14 protein-coding genes are annotated in these 15,995 nt (G+C 61.9%); 10 read left to right on the forward strand and 4 right to left on the reverse strand.

The window, feature by feature from the left end:
- Nucleotides 1–122 precede the first annotated feature (122 nt).
- The gene (locus ACRX4W_RS09465) at nucleotides 123–1,226 is read right to left on the reverse strand and encodes an RsmB/NOP family class I SAM-dependent RNA methyltransferase (RefSeq protein WP_432300220.1); all 1,104 of its coding nucleotides are present in this window, start codon (nucleotides 1,224–1,226) and stop codon (nucleotides 123–125) included.
- Between the two features lie 152 nt (nucleotides 1,227–1,378).
- Nucleotides 1,379–3,529, reverse strand: a complete 2,151-nt coding sequence (locus tag ACRX4W_RS09470) for a class I tRNA ligase family protein (protein ID WP_432300221.1) — start codon at nucleotides 3,527–3,529, stop codon at nucleotides 1,379–1,381.
- Nucleotides 3,530–3,661: 132 nt separating this feature from the next.
- On the opposite strand from ACRX4W_RS09470, the gene ACRX4W_RS09475 reads away from it, so the two are divergent.
- The 3 genes from ACRX4W_RS09475 to queA all read left to right on the forward strand — a co-directional run bounded on the left by ACRX4W_RS09475 (nucleotide 3,662) and on the right by queA (nucleotide 6,151).
- On the forward strand, nucleotides 3,662–4,231 hold the full coding sequence (locus ACRX4W_RS09475; RefSeq protein ID WP_432300223.1) for a DUF3267 domain-containing protein: 570 nt from the start codon (nucleotides 3,662–3,664) through the stop codon (nucleotides 4,229–4,231).
- A gap of 62 nt (nucleotides 4,232–4,293) precedes the next feature.
- On the forward strand, nucleotides 4,294–4,869 hold the full coding sequence (locus ACRX4W_RS09480) for an epoxyqueuosine reductase QueH (protein ID WP_432300225.1): 576 nt from the start codon (nucleotides 4,294–4,296) through the stop codon (nucleotides 4,867–4,869).
- Nucleotides 4,870–4,939: 70 nt separating this feature from the next.
- On the forward strand, nucleotides 4,940–6,151 hold the full coding sequence (queA, locus tag ACRX4W_RS09485; protein WP_346972296.1) for a tRNA preQ1(34) S-adenosylmethionine ribosyltransferase-isomerase QueA: 1,212 nt from the start codon (nucleotides 4,940–4,942) through the stop codon (nucleotides 6,149–6,151).
- 311 nt (nucleotides 6,152–6,462) lie between these two features.
- Here the strand turns inward: queA and ACRX4W_RS09490 are convergent, their stop codons facing one another.
- Nucleotides 6,463–8,226, reverse strand: coding sequence for a coiled-coil domain-containing protein (locus ACRX4W_RS09490; RefSeq protein ID WP_432300227.1), 1,764 nt, complete (start codon nucleotides 8,224–8,226; stop codon nucleotides 6,463–6,465).
- A 294-nt stretch (nucleotides 8,227–8,520) separates the two neighbouring features.
- Between ACRX4W_RS09490 and ACRX4W_RS09495 the strand changes: the two genes are divergently transcribed.
- From ACRX4W_RS09495 to ACRX4W_RS09515, 5 genes are all read left to right on the forward strand, one after another.
- The gene (locus ACRX4W_RS09495) at nucleotides 8,521–9,321 is read left to right on the forward strand and encodes an SDR family NAD(P)-dependent oxidoreductase (RefSeq protein ID WP_006235414.1); all 801 of its coding nucleotides are present in this window, start codon (nucleotides 8,521–8,523) and stop codon (nucleotides 9,319–9,321) included.
- 454 nt (nucleotides 9,322–9,775) lie between these two features.
- Complete coding sequence (gene tgt, locus ACRX4W_RS09500) at nucleotides 9,776–10,915, forward strand: tRNA guanosine(34) transglycosylase Tgt (protein WP_055250876.1); 1,140 nt, start codon at nucleotides 9,776–9,778, stop codon at nucleotides 10,913–10,915.
- 212 nt (nucleotides 10,916–11,127) lie between these two features.
- Nucleotides 11,128–11,886 (forward strand): LOG family protein, encoded by a 759-nt coding sequence (locus ACRX4W_RS09505; protein WP_432300230.1) that lies wholly within the window; start codon nucleotides 11,128–11,130, stop codon nucleotides 11,884–11,886.
- A gap of 112 nt (nucleotides 11,887–11,998) precedes the next feature.
- On the forward strand, nucleotides 11,999–12,298 hold the full coding sequence (locus tag ACRX4W_RS09510) for a type II toxin-antitoxin system RelB/DinJ family antitoxin (protein WP_055250873.1): 300 nt from the start codon (nucleotides 11,999–12,001) through the stop codon (nucleotides 12,296–12,298).
- A gap of 2 nt (nucleotides 12,299–12,300) precedes the next feature.
- Entirely contained in the window at nucleotides 12,301–12,609 is a 309-nt protein-coding gene (locus tag ACRX4W_RS09515; RefSeq protein ID WP_055250871.1) for a type II toxin-antitoxin system RelE/ParE family toxin, read from the forward strand.
- A gap of 93 nt (nucleotides 12,610–12,702) precedes the next feature.
- On the opposite strand, the gene ACRX4W_RS09520 is transcribed toward ACRX4W_RS09515, so the two are convergent.
- Nucleotides 12,703–13,563: a DegV family protein gene (locus ACRX4W_RS09520; protein ID WP_432300233.1), complete on the reverse strand. Its 861-nt coding sequence runs from the start codon at nucleotides 13,561–13,563 to the stop codon at nucleotides 12,703–12,705.
- A gap of 156 nt (nucleotides 13,564–13,719) precedes the next feature.
- On the opposite strand from ACRX4W_RS09520, the gene ACRX4W_RS09525 reads away from it, so the two are divergent.
- Both ACRX4W_RS09525 and ACRX4W_RS09530 read left to right on the forward strand, forming a co-directional pair.
- Nucleotides 13,720–14,382, forward strand: a complete 663-nt coding sequence (locus ACRX4W_RS09525) for an HAD hydrolase-like protein (protein WP_432300234.1) — start codon at nucleotides 13,720–13,722, stop codon at nucleotides 14,380–14,382.
- Between the two features lie 54 nt (nucleotides 14,383–14,436).
- Nucleotides 14,437–15,873 carry a M20 family metallopeptidase gene (locus tag ACRX4W_RS09530; protein WP_432300236.1) on the forward strand — a complete coding sequence of 479 codons (1,437 nt, stop codon included), beginning with the start codon at nucleotides 14,437–14,439 and terminating at the stop codon, nucleotides 15,871–15,873.
- Nucleotides 15,874–15,995 lie beyond the last annotated feature (122 nt).

A 15,995-nucleotide genomic window follows, 5' to 3' on the forward strand; every position in this document is an offset into this window, starting at 1 on the left:
GGTGGCTGAGCCCGATGGAGTACCGCAGGAAGCTTGGATACGCCTAGGCGCGGTCCAAGAAATCGTCCGCACCCCCGGACAAGCGCGCACAGAGATAGCTTGTTGAGTTTTTGATCCGTGCGCTAGCTGCGTTTTCGGATCAAGGCGATGTAGAAGCCCTCAAAGTCGCGGCTGGGCGGAATGGTCAGCGTGCCGGGCATACCGTTGTCGATGGACGAGACGTGGCCGGCGGCGATGGCCTCGGTGAGGGCGTTGCTCTCGACGCGTGGCTCTTCGCCAGCTTCCTGGGCGCGGCGCTTTTCACTTTCGCTCGGCGTGCCATCGAGGGGGATAAGCTCGCAGTCCATGTGCTTGTCGAGGGCCTCTTGCAAGGCGTCCTCGTTTTCCTGCGGCAAGATCGAACAAGTCGAATAGACGAGCGTGCCGCCCGGTTTGAGGGCTCCCATGGCGCGATCCAGAAGTGCTCGCTGCGAGCGGGCGCACTTGCCGAGCAACTGCTCGGTGAGGCCGCGCAGGCTTTTCTCGTTGCCGCTGATGACGGTGCCCGTACCGGTGCAGGGGGCGTCGAGCAGGATGCGGTCAAAGCGGAAGAATTCGTCGAGCTCGCGTGCGTCGATGCGCATGACGGGCACGTTTTTGGCGCCTTGGCGATGGAGGTTGGCTTCGAGCTTCTCGGCTCGGGGAATGCTCATCTCGCAGGCCGTGAGGTGTGCCTGGCCCTGGGTGAGGGCAGCGATCTGCGTCGTCTTGCCACCGGGGGCCGCGCACATGTCCAGGATGTCCTCGCCTGCCTGGGCGCCCAACACCAAAGGCGGCATCATGGACGACAGGCTCTGCAGATAGATTTTGCCGTCGCGGTAGATGTCGAGGTCCCACAGGTCGGAAACCTGGGCCTCGGGCAGGATGAAGGCGTCCGGATACCAGGTAACGGTTTGGTGCGCGATGCCGGCCTCGTCGAGTGCGGCGGCGATGCCCTCGGCGGTTGCCCTGAGCGTGTTGGCGCGCAGCGTGACTGGGCGTGTGGCCGCGGCGCCAAAGCCTTCAATCATGAGCTCGGCATCGGTGGGGGCATAGGCGCCGGCGACCGTGTCGATCATAAAGCGCGGCAGGTCGGCGGCGGAGTGTTGGGCGGCAAGCTGGTCGGAAAGCTCGGTAGCGGCAAACTGCCTAAGCTTGAGCTCGGCCTTGACCTGCTTTTTCTGCTTACGACGACGCGGCTTGGACATCCGTCTTTCCTTCCATATAAATGATTATTCTGGGACGGGGATTAAAAAATCATTTAATGATCCCCGTCCCAGAAAGACTACTTTGCGGCGCCCGGGAATGATTTTTTAATCCCCGTCCCAGAATAATCATTCCCGGGCGCCTTGCCGGTTGCCTAGTACTGGCTCTCGTGCTTGCTGAAGAAGTCGAAGCGCGGAGGCAGCGGCTTCACGTGGTGCTCGCCGGGCTTCTCGCCCAGGCTCTCCACAAACTCGTCCGTGGAGGCGAAGATGTTATCCCAGCTAAAGAAGGCGACCGGGTCGATGTCGAAGTACTCGCAGATGAGCTCGCAGCCGGCCGGGACGATGCCGTGCATGAGTACGGTCGCCACGCGCAGCTCGGTAAAGGCGTCGACGAGGGCCTGCGTCATCGCGGCATTGGCCGGCTCGCCCTCGAGCTTGTTGGCGGCCTTGGAGGCATCGCTCCAGCGCTTGTTGGCGGCACGCAGGTAGTCGTCGCACACGGCGAGCGCGCGGTGCGTCTCGAACTTGTACATGGCCTGCTCAAAGGCAAGGGCGGCCTGCTCGGCAGCCTCGACCACGGCGGCGGAGGCGGCACCGGCGGGGATGCAGCCGTTGCGATAGGGGCTCTCGTCGCCCTCCTTGATGGCGACGCCGTAGAAGCAGCTGCGGGCCAAGCGGTTGAACACGCCGGTCAGCAGCGCGCTCTCCTTAAGGGCTGGATCGATGACGCGCTTGTCGTCGCAGGCACGCACCTCGTTGCCGTCCTTGTCCTTGCCGGTCACGCGCGTGTCATATGCCTTGGGACTAAAGCTCACCGGCTTCTCGGACAGGCCGAGCGACAGCCAATGCGCGCGCATCTGCTCGCAGGTGTAGTGGTTGAGCAGGTCGTCTGCCGGCGGGGGAGGCGTCTGCGAGGACGAGCTCGCCTTTTTGCCCATGTAGAGCAGGTGATAGCAGGCGCTGACGGTGCTCTGCGTGAGGTCCCAACCCAGGGCCTCCCACATGGCGGTTTGCGCGATGCAGTAGAAATAGATGTTGTCCTGACCGATGAACTGATAGATCTGCGCGTCGTCAGAGCACCACCAGTCGCGCCAGTCGAGCGAGCTGTGCTGGTAGGTGGGCGCGGGGACCTGCGTGGAATCGGCGGCGGGCTCGCCCATGAGGGCGGCATCCTGGGCGGCGACGCCCTCGGTCACGCCGGCGGCCTTGGCATCGCGTGCGAGCACGGTGCGGGTGTAGCTGATGGGCGCCCACAGGCTCTCGGGCCAGCACCAGCAGGTGACGTCGGTCACGCCGTCGACCTCGGGCACCGGAACGCCCCAGTCGATGTTGCCGGTGATGCGGAAGGGCACGAGCGCCTTGCCGCTGCGGAAGCGCACGCCGCCGTTGGCGAGCACCGCGTGGGCGTCGTCGCGCTCTTTCCAGCTGGGGAAGGTGACGGTAAAGCTGCTCTTGTTGCCCTCGGGCTCCAGCACGGTGTGTTCGGGGAGCTGGTCCTCGACGGCATCGAAGGCCTTGCGGAACTTATTCTGGATGTAGAGCTGAGCCGGCAGCAGCCACTCCTCCATGGTCTTGGAGACCACGGAGCGAACCTGCGGGTTCTGGGCGAGCTTGGCGGTGTAGGTCTTCATAAAGTCGAGGTAGGCCGGCAGGTCGAAGTAGAGGTTGTCGACCGGGCGCAGCTCGGGCACCTCGCCGGTGAGCTGGCTCTTGGGTGCGATAAGCTCCTCGGGCTCAAACTGGTGACCCAAGTCGCACTCGTCGGCGTACGCCTTCTCGGACTTGCAGCCCTGGATGGGGCAGCGGCCAATCACCTGGCGGCCGTTGAGGAATGTGCCGGCCTTGGCGTCGTAGAACTGCAGCGTGGAGCGCTTGGAGATGGTGCCCTGCTCGTGCAGGCGCTCGATAATCTCGGCGGTAACCTCGTTGTGAATCTGCGCAGCCGGCTCAAGGCCCGAGCCGCCGTAGATATCGCAGCTGATGTTGTAGTTGTTGAGGGTCGCGGCCTGGCGGGAGTGATTGGACTCGACATATTCGCCGATGGACTTGTCGTAGCCTTCGTTCTCCTTGAGCTTGCGGTAGCTCTCCATGATGGGCGAGCCGTAGCAGTCGGTGCCCGAGGTGAAGATGACGTTCTCGCGGCCCAGACGGTCGCGCAGGAAGCGGGCGAAGAAGTCGGCCGGGACAAAGACGCCGCCAACGTGGCCAAAGTGAAGGCCCTTGTTGCCGTAGGGCTCGCCGGCGGTAACGATGGCGCGGCGCGGCCAGCTGGGACGGTCGTTCATGGAGTATTTGGATGCCATGGGACTCCTTCGCATATGGTGAGAGCGCGGCCGGGCGCGGGGCTCGGCGGCGCGGTGGTCAATTCGTGCATATCGTTCGACATTATCGCACATGCGGACGGGTACGTGGCAGGGGCGCTATCCTAAGATGCTATGAATGAGATTTCCAACATACATGCGTTTGAAGACGAGGATTTTCTGCACGCTTGCTTCGTGTGGGGGATGGTCGTAGTCGGCGTGTTTGCCGTGTGCCTGGTGCCGGTGTTTATGCTGCTGGGCGGGCCTGAAGACTTGGATGCTGCTGATGCGGGCGGCTGGACGGCAGTCGTGGGCTGGATAGTCGGCTTGGCTGCGGTCTCAATGGCGTCGTTTGCCGTGCACGAGCTGGTGCATGCGGTGTTTTTTAAGCTGCTGGCGCCTGCGGGCGCGCATGTGACCTTTGGCGCGAATCGTGAGACGGCGATGATCTATGCCTGCGCCGAGGGCGTTGTGTATTCGCGTCGGCGGTACATGGCCATTTGCCTGGCGCCCACGGTTGTTTTGACGGTGGCGTTTGCCCTGGGCTTTGCGCTCTCGGGCTATCCGCTGCTGTGTTACCTGGCGGCTGGCTTGCATTTGTCGGGCTGTGTGGGCGACTGGTATTACGTGCGGGCCATTTTGCGCGACCGCCGCATCGCTGCCTGCGAGGACACGTCCTTTGGCGTGCGCTTTTTCGCAAGGTAGTCTTTTTGGGATGATTTTTCTGGGACGGGGATTAAAAAATCATTGCAGAGGAGGAGATGCTGATGAAGCCGTTGTTGCTGCATGCTTGTTGCGCGCCATGCTCGCTTGAGCCGGTTCGCCTGCTGCGCGAGGAGGGGTTTGAGCCCACGATTTGCTGGACCAATCCCAATATTCAGCCGCGCGATGAATGGCAGCGTCGTTTGGACGAGCTGCGCCGGTGGTGTGCCGACGGCGACATCGAGCTCATCGAGGCCGGGGAGGACCGCGAACGCTGGGAGACCGGCGTGGCCCCGTTGGGTGCCGATCGTCCCCGTCGCTGTCGCGTGTGCTATGCCTTGCGCTTGGCCGAGGCATGCCGCGTTGCCCAGGAGCGCGGGTTTGAATATGTGGGTACGACGCTCGCCGTCTCGCCGTACCAGCTGTTCGACACCTGCAATGACGTACTCGAGCGCCTGGCGGCGGCACACGGGCTCACCCCGGTGATTCGCGATTTTCGCCCGTATTACCCCGAGGCGACACGCCGTTCGCGCGAGCTTGGCATGTATCGGCAGAACTACTGTGGTTGCCGCTTCTCGGCTGTCGAGGCGGCCATGGACCGCGCCCGCATCCGCGACGAGCGCAAAGCCGCCAAAAAGTAGTTCATTTGGGACGTCAGCCTGCTAGGATGTAGAGCGGACTTTAGCTATATAAGGAGAATCCGACGTGTCTATGCGTACCGATGATTTTGACTATAACCTGCCCGAAGAGCTCATCGCCCAGGCGCCTGCCGAGCCGCGCGACTCCTGCCGCCTGCTGGTGGTTGATCGCAAAGGCTCCGAGACAGGAACGCCGCTGGAGCACGGCGGTACCGTTGAGCACCGCATCTTCCGCGACATCATCGACTATATCGAGCCGGGCGACGTGCTCGTCATCAACCAGACGCGCGTGATGCCGGCCCGTCTTATCGGTCGCAAGGCAGGCTCGGGCGGTGTGGTCGAGACGCTGCTGCTCAAGCGCCGCGAGGATGTTGATCCGCTGGGTCACGTTTGGGAGTGCCTGGTCAAGCCGGGCAAGCGTCTGAAGCCCGGTGCTCAGATTGAGTATCGCGCCGGCGGCGCCCATGCACCCGAGGGCGCGCCCGTGGTGCTGACGGCCGAGGTCGTCGACTTTGTCACCGATAGCCGCGGAGGCCGTCTGGTGCGCTTTGAGCCGGCCGGCTGCAATGCCGCCGGCGAGCCGCGCACGCTCGACGAGGCCATTCATGCTGCCGGTCACGTGCCGCTGCCGCCCTACATTACCGATTACGAGGGCGATCCCGAGAAGTACCAGACCGTCTACGCCATGAAGGAGGAGCACTCGGCTGCCGCTCCCACGGCGGGTCTGCACTTTACCCCCGAGCTCATGGCCGCTATCGAGGCCAAGGGTGCGAAGTTTGCCGCCGTCGAGCTCGAGGTAGGCATCGATACCTTCCGTCTGGTGGAGGAGGATGACCCTACGCAGCACGTCATGCACACCGAGCGCTACCACGTGTCGCAGGAGGTTGTCGATGCCGTGCACAAGGCCAAGGCCGAGGGACACCGCGTGATCGCCGTCGGTACCACCGCAGTGCGCTCGCTCGAAAGCGCCTTTGATGCGGATGCCCCGGTGTCCGATCCGGCCGTGACGGCGCGCTATTTTGAAGGCCGCGAGGACGGCGCCGACACGCTCGGCCGCGGTGACATCGTGGTGCGCGAGAACGCCACGACGCAGCTCTACCTCATGCCCGGCTCGACCTATCACGTGGTCGACGCGCTGATCACGAACTTCCACGTGCCGCGCTCCACGCTCATGATGCTCGTGAGCGCACTTGCCACCCGCGACCAGATCATGGATGCCTATGCCGCCGCCATCGAGGAGCGCTATCGCTTCTTCAGCTTTGGCGACGCCATGCTCATTTGTTAGTTACGCGGTTCTACGAACCGCGTAACCACTTGACGCTGCAAACCCGCCAGAGCGGCAATCTGACGTTCAATCGTCGGGCATGACCAGAAGGTCAATGCCCTCCTCTTTCACGTCACCTTGCTCGCTCTGGCGGGTTTTCGCTGACTTTGCCAGAACATCGGCGTTGCCTTGGTTGGCACTTGGGGACAGTCCTTGCGCCAATCTCTTGACTAATCGTTGGGGACATTCTTGTTTGACTAGTCGTTTAAGAACGTCCCCAATGACTGCCTTGCATCAATCTAATAAGTTGAGGCGTTTTTTTGGCAGCTAGTTTACTTGCTCACGAACAGCCAGATTGCGATGATCACCAGGATTGCGGCGACGATGCAGACGATGGCGCCGGTGAATTTGATGCGTGAGTCGCGGGTACGTTCGCGCACCGCGTCCTCGGTGGCCTCGAGCTGGGCGACTTCTCGCTCGGTCTCGGCGTGTTCGGCTTTGTCTCGGGCCAAGGATCCTGCAAGCGACTCAGTGATCTCTGGGTGGTCGTGCACTTCGGTCGCCTGTTCGATGATCGACTGCGCATGTGCGGCATCTGCTTGGGCGTTGGCGATGCTCTGCTCCTGTTCGCGGCGTGCCTTGTCCTCGGCAGTGATCTTCTCGCGCAGTTCGCGCTGACGAGTCGCGGCGGCTGTCTTCGCCGTCTGCAGCTCGTCGCGCGCGGCATCGGCTTCGGTCGTCACGGCTTGGTGCGCGCGTTTTGCGTCGGCGATAGGGGCTTGAGCCTGCTCGACGGCCTGCTCGGCTGCGGCAAGCGAGTGCTCAAGGTCGGCGGTGATGCGCGGGACATCTTCTTCGGCTTTACGCAGGGCATCTGCCGTGTCGGAAATCTGCATCGAGAGCTCGCTGGTGCGCACCGTATAGTTGGCGGGATTTGCCGAGGGATTGCGTTGCAGCTCGGCATACTCATGACGCAGCGTCTCGAGCTGGGCGCGCGTGGCGTCGACGGTTTGTTGTGCGGCGGCAATGCCGGCGTCTCGCTCTGCCTTCACCTTGTCGCGGATGCGCTTGGAATCCTCAAGACGTCGAACGAGGCGGTTGCCGGTCTCGCGCGAGCTCGCCTCGCGGGCCTCCACGGCATCGAGCGCGGCCTTCAGACGGAGCTCAGTCGCGTCATCCTCTGTCTTCATTTGTTCGAGCTGACCCTTGAGCTCTGTCGCTTTGGAGGCGTGGGCATCACGGTCAATCTCGGCGGCCGCTGCAGTCTTTTGGGCCGTGGCAATCGCCTGGCGCTGGTCGGCGACGATCTGGTCGTAGCGGCCTGCGATATCCTGGCGCGTCTCGAGTTCCTCGGCCTGATCGGCAATGCGCTGCTCAAGTTCGGCCAGGTGGGCGCGGGCATCGGCAAGTGCCTTTTTCGCGGCGTTCATCTCGCGCATGGCCGAGGCACCCTGGGCGATAAAGGTGCCCACGGCGTTCGCAGTGTTCGAGACGGCGGTCCCCAGATCGCGGCTCGCGGCGGAGGAGTGCGGGGCGGTCGGGCGAGCGGTGTCGGCAGCGTCCGCATCGGCAGCCTGCGGCACGGCGATATTGCCGGTACCGCCCTCGATTACAGAAAAGCCTGCTGCGTGCGGGTCGACCGCATCGGCGCCAATCGTGGGATGCTCGAGCTGCAGAAACGAGGGCATGGTGCTGCCCTGGTCGGCAACCGGAGTCTCGCCGGGTACGAAGGTCGAGGCTGCCTCGGCGGCCTCCTCTTCCTCGGCGTCAACGTCAGCGTCGGCCACGGCGTCTTTCATCGCTTTGACGGCATCCATCATGGAGTCCATGACGGCGTCGAGCTCTTCTTCCGAAGAAACCTCGATAGGGCCCGCAGCTTGCGGAGCGGCATCCTGTACGGGGTGGTCGTCCTGAGCGGGCGCATCGTCGTTTTGCTCGCCTGCATCTTCGGCGCCGGGGGTTTCCGCCGTAGCGCTTTCGTCTAAGATGGGGTCGTCGAGGCCAATATCATCGCAGGTCACAGCGTCAGCATCTGCAGTGACGTCTGCGGAATCATCAATATGCTGTTGAGTCTGGGGGTCCAGCTCGTCTGTCATAGGCATGTGCTCCTCATCGTTGTTTGTCACCCTATGATAAAGTCTCGCGCCGACATCCCGCGCGCTGCAGCAAAGTTTCAAAACGTGTTCGATGGCTCGCGTCGATAGCAAAAACTCGGCCACTTTATCCAGTTTGTACTTGACAATCCCTTCGCCGAAAGACGTTATGCCGTTCGCCTGCCGAGGCCTTTTCTTTTCACTTGAACCCGTTAAAGTTGCATTTCAGCTTTTGTCGCGTTTATTTGGATGCGCGCAGTCGGCGGGTGCGCCCGTCGCGATTTGAAAGGACTTTATATGGGACTTTTCACTGGTAAGACCGTGATCGTCACCGGCGGTGGCAAGGCCACGCTCAAGGACGGCTCCGCTGGCTCCATCGGCTACGGTATCGATATCGCTTTTGCCAAGGAGGGCGCAAACCTCGTCATTACCGGCCGCAACGTTGCCAAGCTCGAGGCTGCCAAGGAATCCCTCGAGGCCGAGTACGGCGTCAAGGTTCTGCCTGTTCAGGCCGATGTCTCGGCTGGTCAGGACAACGAGGCCGTCGTCCAGAACGTCATCGACAAGGCTATTGAGGAGTTCGGCCGCATCGACGCCGTCGTCAACAACGCTCAGGCCAGCGCCTCGGGCGTGACCATCGCCGACCACACCATGGATCAGTTTAACCTGGCCATTTATTCCGGTCTGTATGCCACCTATCTGTACATGCAGAAGGCCTATCCGCACCTGAAGGAGACCAAGGGCTCCGTGGTCAACTTTGCTTCGGGCGCCGGCCTGTTTGGCAACTACGGCCAGTGCAGCTATGCCGCTGCCAAGGAGGGCATCCGCGGTCTGACTCGCGTTGCCGCCAACGAGTGGGGCAAGGACGGCATCAACGTCAACATCGTGTGCCCGCTTGCTTGGACCGCTGCGCTCGAGAACTTCCAGGATGCCTATCCCGAGGCGTTCAAGGCCAACGTCCACATGCCGCCGGCAGGCCACTATGGCGACGTCGAGAAGGAGATCGGCCGCGTTGTCGTTCAGCTCTGCGGTCCCGACTTTAAGTATATGAACGGCGAGACCGTCACCCTCGAGGGCGGCATGGGCCAGCGTCCGTAGGGTTACGCGGTTTTACCAAACCGCGTAACGGGTCGACGCTGCGCGGTCACCAGGGCGACAACTTGTCATTCAAAGAGGGCGGCATGACCAGAAGGTCAATGCCGCCCTCTTTTCATGCCAATTTGTTCGCCCTGGTGACCGCTCGCTGACGTTGTCAAAACATCGGCGTTGCCAAAATATCGGCGTTGCCGTGGCTGGTAAATAGCTCCACTCATCGGGGACGTACTTAAATGAGTGCCCGCAGAATGAAAGTGGATAATCTCCCGTTTTTGGGCTGTGCTTTGGGCAAAAGTGGGAGATTATCCACGCTCATCCGGTAAGCGTCCAAAAATCCACGCTCATTTGCCGTGTCCCTGCCGTATCCTCCTCGCACCAGTTTCTGTCGAGTCGGTGCTTCTTGCGGGTTGCCCGTATAATGGTTTGCGTATGAACCGCAACCAAGGAGTTCCAGTTTATGGACCAGAACCTTTTTAAATTCGACCTGATTGCCGAGGATCCGACGACGCACGCGCGCGCCGGCGTACTGCACACCCCGCACGGCGACATCGAGACGCCGATCTTTATGCCCGTGGGCACCAAGGCAAACGTCAAGGGCATTCCTACCGAGACTGTCAAGAAGCTCGGCGCCCAGATCGTGCTCGCCAATACCTATCATCTGTCCATGCGTCCCGGCGAGGATACCATCGCCGAGCTGGGCGGCCTGCACAAGTTCATGAACTGGCACGGCCCCATCCTCACCGACTCGGGCGGTTTCCAGGTCTTCAGCCACAACGATGCCGTCAAGCTCACCGACGAGGGCGTGCGCTTTATCGTCAACGATTACGACGGCCGCCACGTGTTTTGGACGCCCGAGGACAACATGGAAATCGCCATGAAACTCGGCTCCGATATCTGCATGCAGCTCGACCAGTGCCCGGGCTATCCCGCCACGCGCGCCTACGTTGAGCGCGCCGTTGAGCTGTCGAGCATGTGGGCCGAGCGCTGCTATAAGGCGCATACCCGCGATGACCAGGCGCTCTTTGGCATCGTTCAGGGCGGCATGCACCTGGATCTGCGCCTGCGTTCGCTGCGCCATCTGGAGGAGTGCGGCGACTTCCCGGGCTATGGTATCGGTGGCTATTCGGTGGGCGAGGATCACGAGACCATGTTCGAGACCCTGGCGCCGCTCGTGAGCGAGTACATGCCCAAGCATAAGCCGCGCTACCTGATGGGTGTCGGCAACCCCACCACGCTCGTACGCGGCGTGGGCGTGGGCATCGACATGTTCGACTGTGTGCTGCCGACGCGCACCGGTCGCATGGGTACGGCGTTCTCCAGTGAAGGTCGCCTTAACTTCCGTAACGCGCGCTTTGCGCACGACGACGGCCCCATCGACCCCACCTGCACCTGCCCGGTATGCACGGGCGGCTACAGCCGTGCGCTCATCCGTCACATGGTCACGCAGAAGGAGATGCTCGGCGGCATTCTGCTGTCGATGCACAACATCTACTACCTGCTCAACCTGATGCAGCGCGCCCGCCAGGCCATTATCGAGGGCCGCTACGGCGCGTTTGTGAGCGACTGGATGAACAGCCCTGCGGCGGTGGACTACTAAGAGCGACAGACACGCTTGCAGAGCGTGGGCACGGCAATGGTCGAGCGCCAGCCGGTCGTCACATTCGCTGACACCGGTTGCGCGACCGCTGACCGATAGCTTGCAAGTGCTTGATGTATCGTGGGTACCATACCGAATAGTTGATGTTCGGGCGGGTGTTTGACGCATGGCGTCGACCCCGCCCGCTTTTCTTTTTCTCGATAGGAGTACCCATGATTAAGAATGAGAACGTCGAGGGCGAGCCTGCCTACGACGAGACGTACCGCCGCGGCCCCGTGGTCATGCGCGGCCCCATGATTCCCAAGGACAACACCTACGCCAACCTGCTGGCGCCCGAGGACTCGACCGACTGGTTGCACACCGACCCCTGGCGCGTGCTGCGCATTCAGGCAGAGTTCGTTGATGGTTTTGGCGCACTTGCCGAGCTTGGTCCTGCAGTGACCATCTTCGGCAGTGCCCGCACGCCCAAGACCGATCCGCTCTACAAGGCGGCACGCGCCGTTGGCCGCAAGATCGCCCAGCGCGGCGTGGCGGTTATCACCGGCGGTGGTCCCGGCGTCATGGAGGCGGCCAACAGGGGAGCGGCGAGCGCCAACGGCAAGTCGGTCGGCTTGGGTATCGAGCTTCCGCACGAGCACGGGCTCAACAAATATGTGAACCTTGGCATGGACTTCCGTTACTTCTTTGTGCGCAAGACCATGTTCGTCAAATACAGCTCGGGCGCTATCGTGTTTCCCGGTGGCTTTGGTACGCTCGACGAGATGTTCGAGGTGCTCACGCTGGTGCAGACGCACAAGGTCAAGCGCATGCCGCTCGTGCTGGTGGGCAGCGAGTACTGGCAGGGCCTGTTCGACTGGCTCAACGGTCCGGTGATGGACGCCGGCATGATCAGTCCGCTCGATCCGGATCTGGTACACATTACCGACGACCTCAACGAGGCCGTTGACATTGCGCTCAGCGGGCTGATGTAGATCAATCGTGCCCACGCGACATGAATACGCATGGCAATCTGATGTTATCTAACATCAGATTGCCATTTATATTGGGTATACTGGTGAAAAGACGAGGGCGAGGAGGTCGCAAATGTCTACAGCAACAGTTAAGCCTACGACGGTTCGAATCGAAGAGGGGCTCAAGGAGCAGGCGACTGAGTTCTTGGATTCGGTCGGCCTCAGCCTCAATTCCTATCTCAATCTTGCCGTTCGGCAGCTAGTAAATCAGCGAAAGATTCCTTTTGAGATTGTAGGAAGGGCGGAGGTGCCCAACGAGGTGACGAGGCGCGCCATGGTGATCGCCGAGGCTCATGAGCTGGGGATTTTGCCGGACGATAGCCTGTCATTCAATAACGCTGATGAGCTTATGTCATTCCTCGATGAGGAATAGCGATGTTCGAGATTAAAGTCGAGGCTCAATTTAAGGTGGACTACAAACGAACGATGCGCATGCATCCGCAGCTAAAAAGTGAGTTTAAAGCGGCGGTTGCAGAGCTTGTGGCTCATGGGTCACTTCCGGCGGAGTATGGCGCCCACGAGCTCTCAAACCCGGGCGGAAACTACAACGGCCACATCGATTTCCACCTATCCGATGGCTTGGTCGATGTGGTCGTTCTTTATCTTCCCCATAAGACTAACCCAGTGATTAGGCTGGTGAGAATGGGCACTCATCAGGAACTGTTTCAGGGTCCGCTGGGCTGATCGCCGATTTCTAAGTTGCGGTGGAATAGGGATTGATTGGCGGCTAATAAGCCAAAAACAGTCCCTATTCCACCGCAAGAGGTAAAGGTGCCCCTAGTGGATGGGCTGGTAGCGGGGGCAGTAGCTGATGGCGATAGCATCCACGCCTACATGGGTGGCGATGGTGCAGCCGATGGGGCCGGTGCCGGCGTCTACGTAGTCTTGGCCCGCGAGCGCTTGGTTGACGAGCTCGTGCTCCTCGGCGGCGCCAGTCGTGAGCACGCGCACGCTGGAGCCCGGATGCTCGGCCAAAAATGCGAGGCAATCGGCCATGGTGTTGGCAACGATGCGCCTGGCGCCGCGGCCCCTTTTGACGGCCTTGATCTCGCCCGATTTCCACTCCGGCGAAACGGCCAGGCGAATGTTGAGCATCTGCGTGAGCTGGCCGGCGAGTTTGGGCGCACGGCCGTTCTTAACGAGGTTCTCGAGCGTGCGGGGAATCAGCAGCAGGTGGGCGTCGGGTAGCGTCGCGCGGATCTGCGCCTCGGTCTCGTCCAGGCTGCGGCCGTCCTCGCGCATGGCCAGCGCGTACTCCACCAGCAGGCCCTCGGCGCCCGAGCCGGTGCGCGAGTCGATACAGCGCACGTCGAGCTCGTGCGTTTCGGCCGTCAGGCTGGCATTGGCATAGCAGGCGGACCACTCGCTGCACAGCGAGATAAAGATGGCGCTGTCGTGGCCGTCGGCGAGCACGCGGTCAAAGAGTGCCTTGAACTCGCCGGCGCTCGGCTGCGAGGTGTGCGGCAGCTGCTCGGAGCCGGCCATGCGCGCGACGTATTCCTCGGCGGTAATCTGCACCTGGTCGAGCAGGTCCTCGCCCTCGATAATCACATGCAGCGGAATCACGTAAATGCCGAGCTCTTGGGCACGGGCGGGGGAGATGTCCGACGTGGAGTCGGTTATGATGGCAAAAGACATAATTGCACCTTTCGCTGGGGCGCTTGCGCGCCGCCTTCTGAGAGCAAAGTGCGACAAGTATAGTAGAGTCGTTCCACATTACTAGGTTCAATTGTTGAATAGTCAACAGTTTGAAGTGTCGGTGTGGAAATCGTCAACTGGGGAAGAGGAATGCCGATGGAGGCGTTGGAGATAGGCAAACGGCCGGTCGTGCTGTTCGATTTTGACGGCACGGTGGCGGATACGGGCCGGGCGGTGATGACCTCGACGCGCAAGACGCTGGCTGCGCGCGGGTTTTCTGAGGCGCAGATGGGTGACCTGCGCCGCATGATCGGGCCGCCCCTGTGGAAGAGCTTTCACGACTTTTATGGCTTTTCCCGCGAGGAGTCGCTTGTGGTGGCAGACGAGTACCGCGTCTTTTTTGACGAGCTGGGACCGGAGGAGTATCCCGTGTTCGACGGGGTCCCCGAGCTGCTCGATGGGCTGGCTGTCCAGGGTCATCGCATGGCCGTGGCGACGTCGCGCATGGAGGCAAAGTGCATCGACATGGTGCATGAGCTGGGGCTTTGCCAGTTCGAAGTCGTGGTTGGCATGAATCCGCCTCAGGGACGCGAGACCAAGGCCGATTCGGTCCGCGATGCCCTGGCGGCGCTCGGCGCGACGGCCGACGACGTCGTGATGATCGGCGATCGCTTTAACGATGTGGAGGGCGCGCATGCGATGGACGTGCCGTGCATCGGCATCTATTCGGGCGCGGCGGCGCCGGGCGAGCACGAGGCGGCGGGTGCCGATGCGGTGGTGCACTCGGTGGCCGAGCTTGCTAAACTTTTCGCTATCTAATGACGCAATGTGAGGGGCGGGCACGCTCGCCGCTCATTGGTAAGGAGGTCGTCCATGAATCAGGTGGAGCAGAGCGTTGCCGAGTATGTCGACGAGGTCTGGGAGGATGTCGTCGCCGATATCGAGCAGCTGGTGAGCTATCCGTCCGTGGCCGTTGCTGCCGATGCGGAGCCCGGCGCGCCGTTTGGCCGCCCGGTCCGTGATGCGCTCGATTGCGCGCTCGGCATCGCGCAAAAGCTCGGCTACCAGACGAGCGATGACGAGGGCTTTGTGGGCATTGCCGATATTCCGGGCCGCGGCGATAAGCAGCTCGCGACCATTTGCCACGTGGACGTGGTGCCCGCCGGCCCCGGCTGGAACACCGACCCGTTTGCGATGGAGCGCCGCGAGGGCTGGCTGCTCGGCCGCGGCGTGATTGATGACAAGGGTCCGGCGGTGTTGTCGCTCTACGCCGGCGCCTACCTACTCAAACACGGCATTGTGCCGCGCTATACCTTCCGCGCGCTGCTGGGCTGCGATGAGGAAGTGGGCATGTCCGACGTTCACCATTATCTGGAGAACCACACAGACCCCGACTTTCTGTTTACGCCCGATGCCGAGTTCCCGGTCTGCAATGCCGAGAAGGGCCAGTTTGGGGCGACATTTGTGAGCCCCAAGATCGACGGCGGGCGCATTGTGTCCTGGAGCGGTGCCGAGGCGAGCAACGCCATTCCGTCGCAGTCTATCTGCGAGCTCGCGATTGCCGCCGATGAGCTGCCTGCCCCGGTCGAGAACGCTGACCGCCTGGAGATCACAGCACTTGATAACGGGCATGCGCAGGTTTTCGCCCACGGTATTGGCGGCCATGCCTCGATGCCCGAGGGAACGATCAATGCCGTCGGCCTGATCGTGGCGTATCTGCGCGAGGCGGAGGACGCGTTTGGTGCCCGCGGCGAGCGCCTGCTGACGCCTGCCGAGCACGAGTTTGTCAAGTTTCTGGCCTTTGTACATGCGGACGCCTATGGCCGCGGCCTGGGTATCGACGCGACGAGCCCCGCGTTTGGCCCGCTCACCTGCAACCCCGGCGTCATCCGCGTGGCGGATGGCCATATCGAGCAGGTCATTGACGTGCGTTTCCCCGACAGCACGAGTGCCGATACCATCCGCGAGCAACTTGAACCGCTCGTGGGCCGCTTTGGCGTGACGTACCGTGTGGGTCGTGCAAAGGTGCCGTTCTCGGTGTCTGCTGACGATCCGGCCGTGAGGGCGCTTATCGATACCTATAACGAGTTTACGGGCAAGCATGCCGAGCCCTTTGCCATGGGCGGCGGCACGTATGCGCGCAACTTTGCCCGAGCCGTATCGTTTGGCCCCGAGGAGACCGGCCTGGAGTTGCCCGCATGGGGCGGCCAGATGCACGGCCCCAACGAGTGCGCCAACGAGGAACAGCTCAAGCAGGCGCTCAAGATCTATATTGTTGCGATCCTTCGTTTGAATGAATTAGAGCTTTAAGGTTTCGCGGTTTCCCAATTTAAGTTGCGGTGGAATAGTTCCTAGAAGGGGGTGCGGACGATTTCTTGGACCGCGCCTAGGCGTATCCAAGCTTCCTGCGGTACTCCATCGGGCTCAGCCAC

This window comes from Collinsella aerofaciens (assembly GCF_964283865.1).
GTDB lineage: Bacteria > Actinomycetota > Coriobacteriia > Coriobacteriales > Coriobacteriaceae > Collinsella.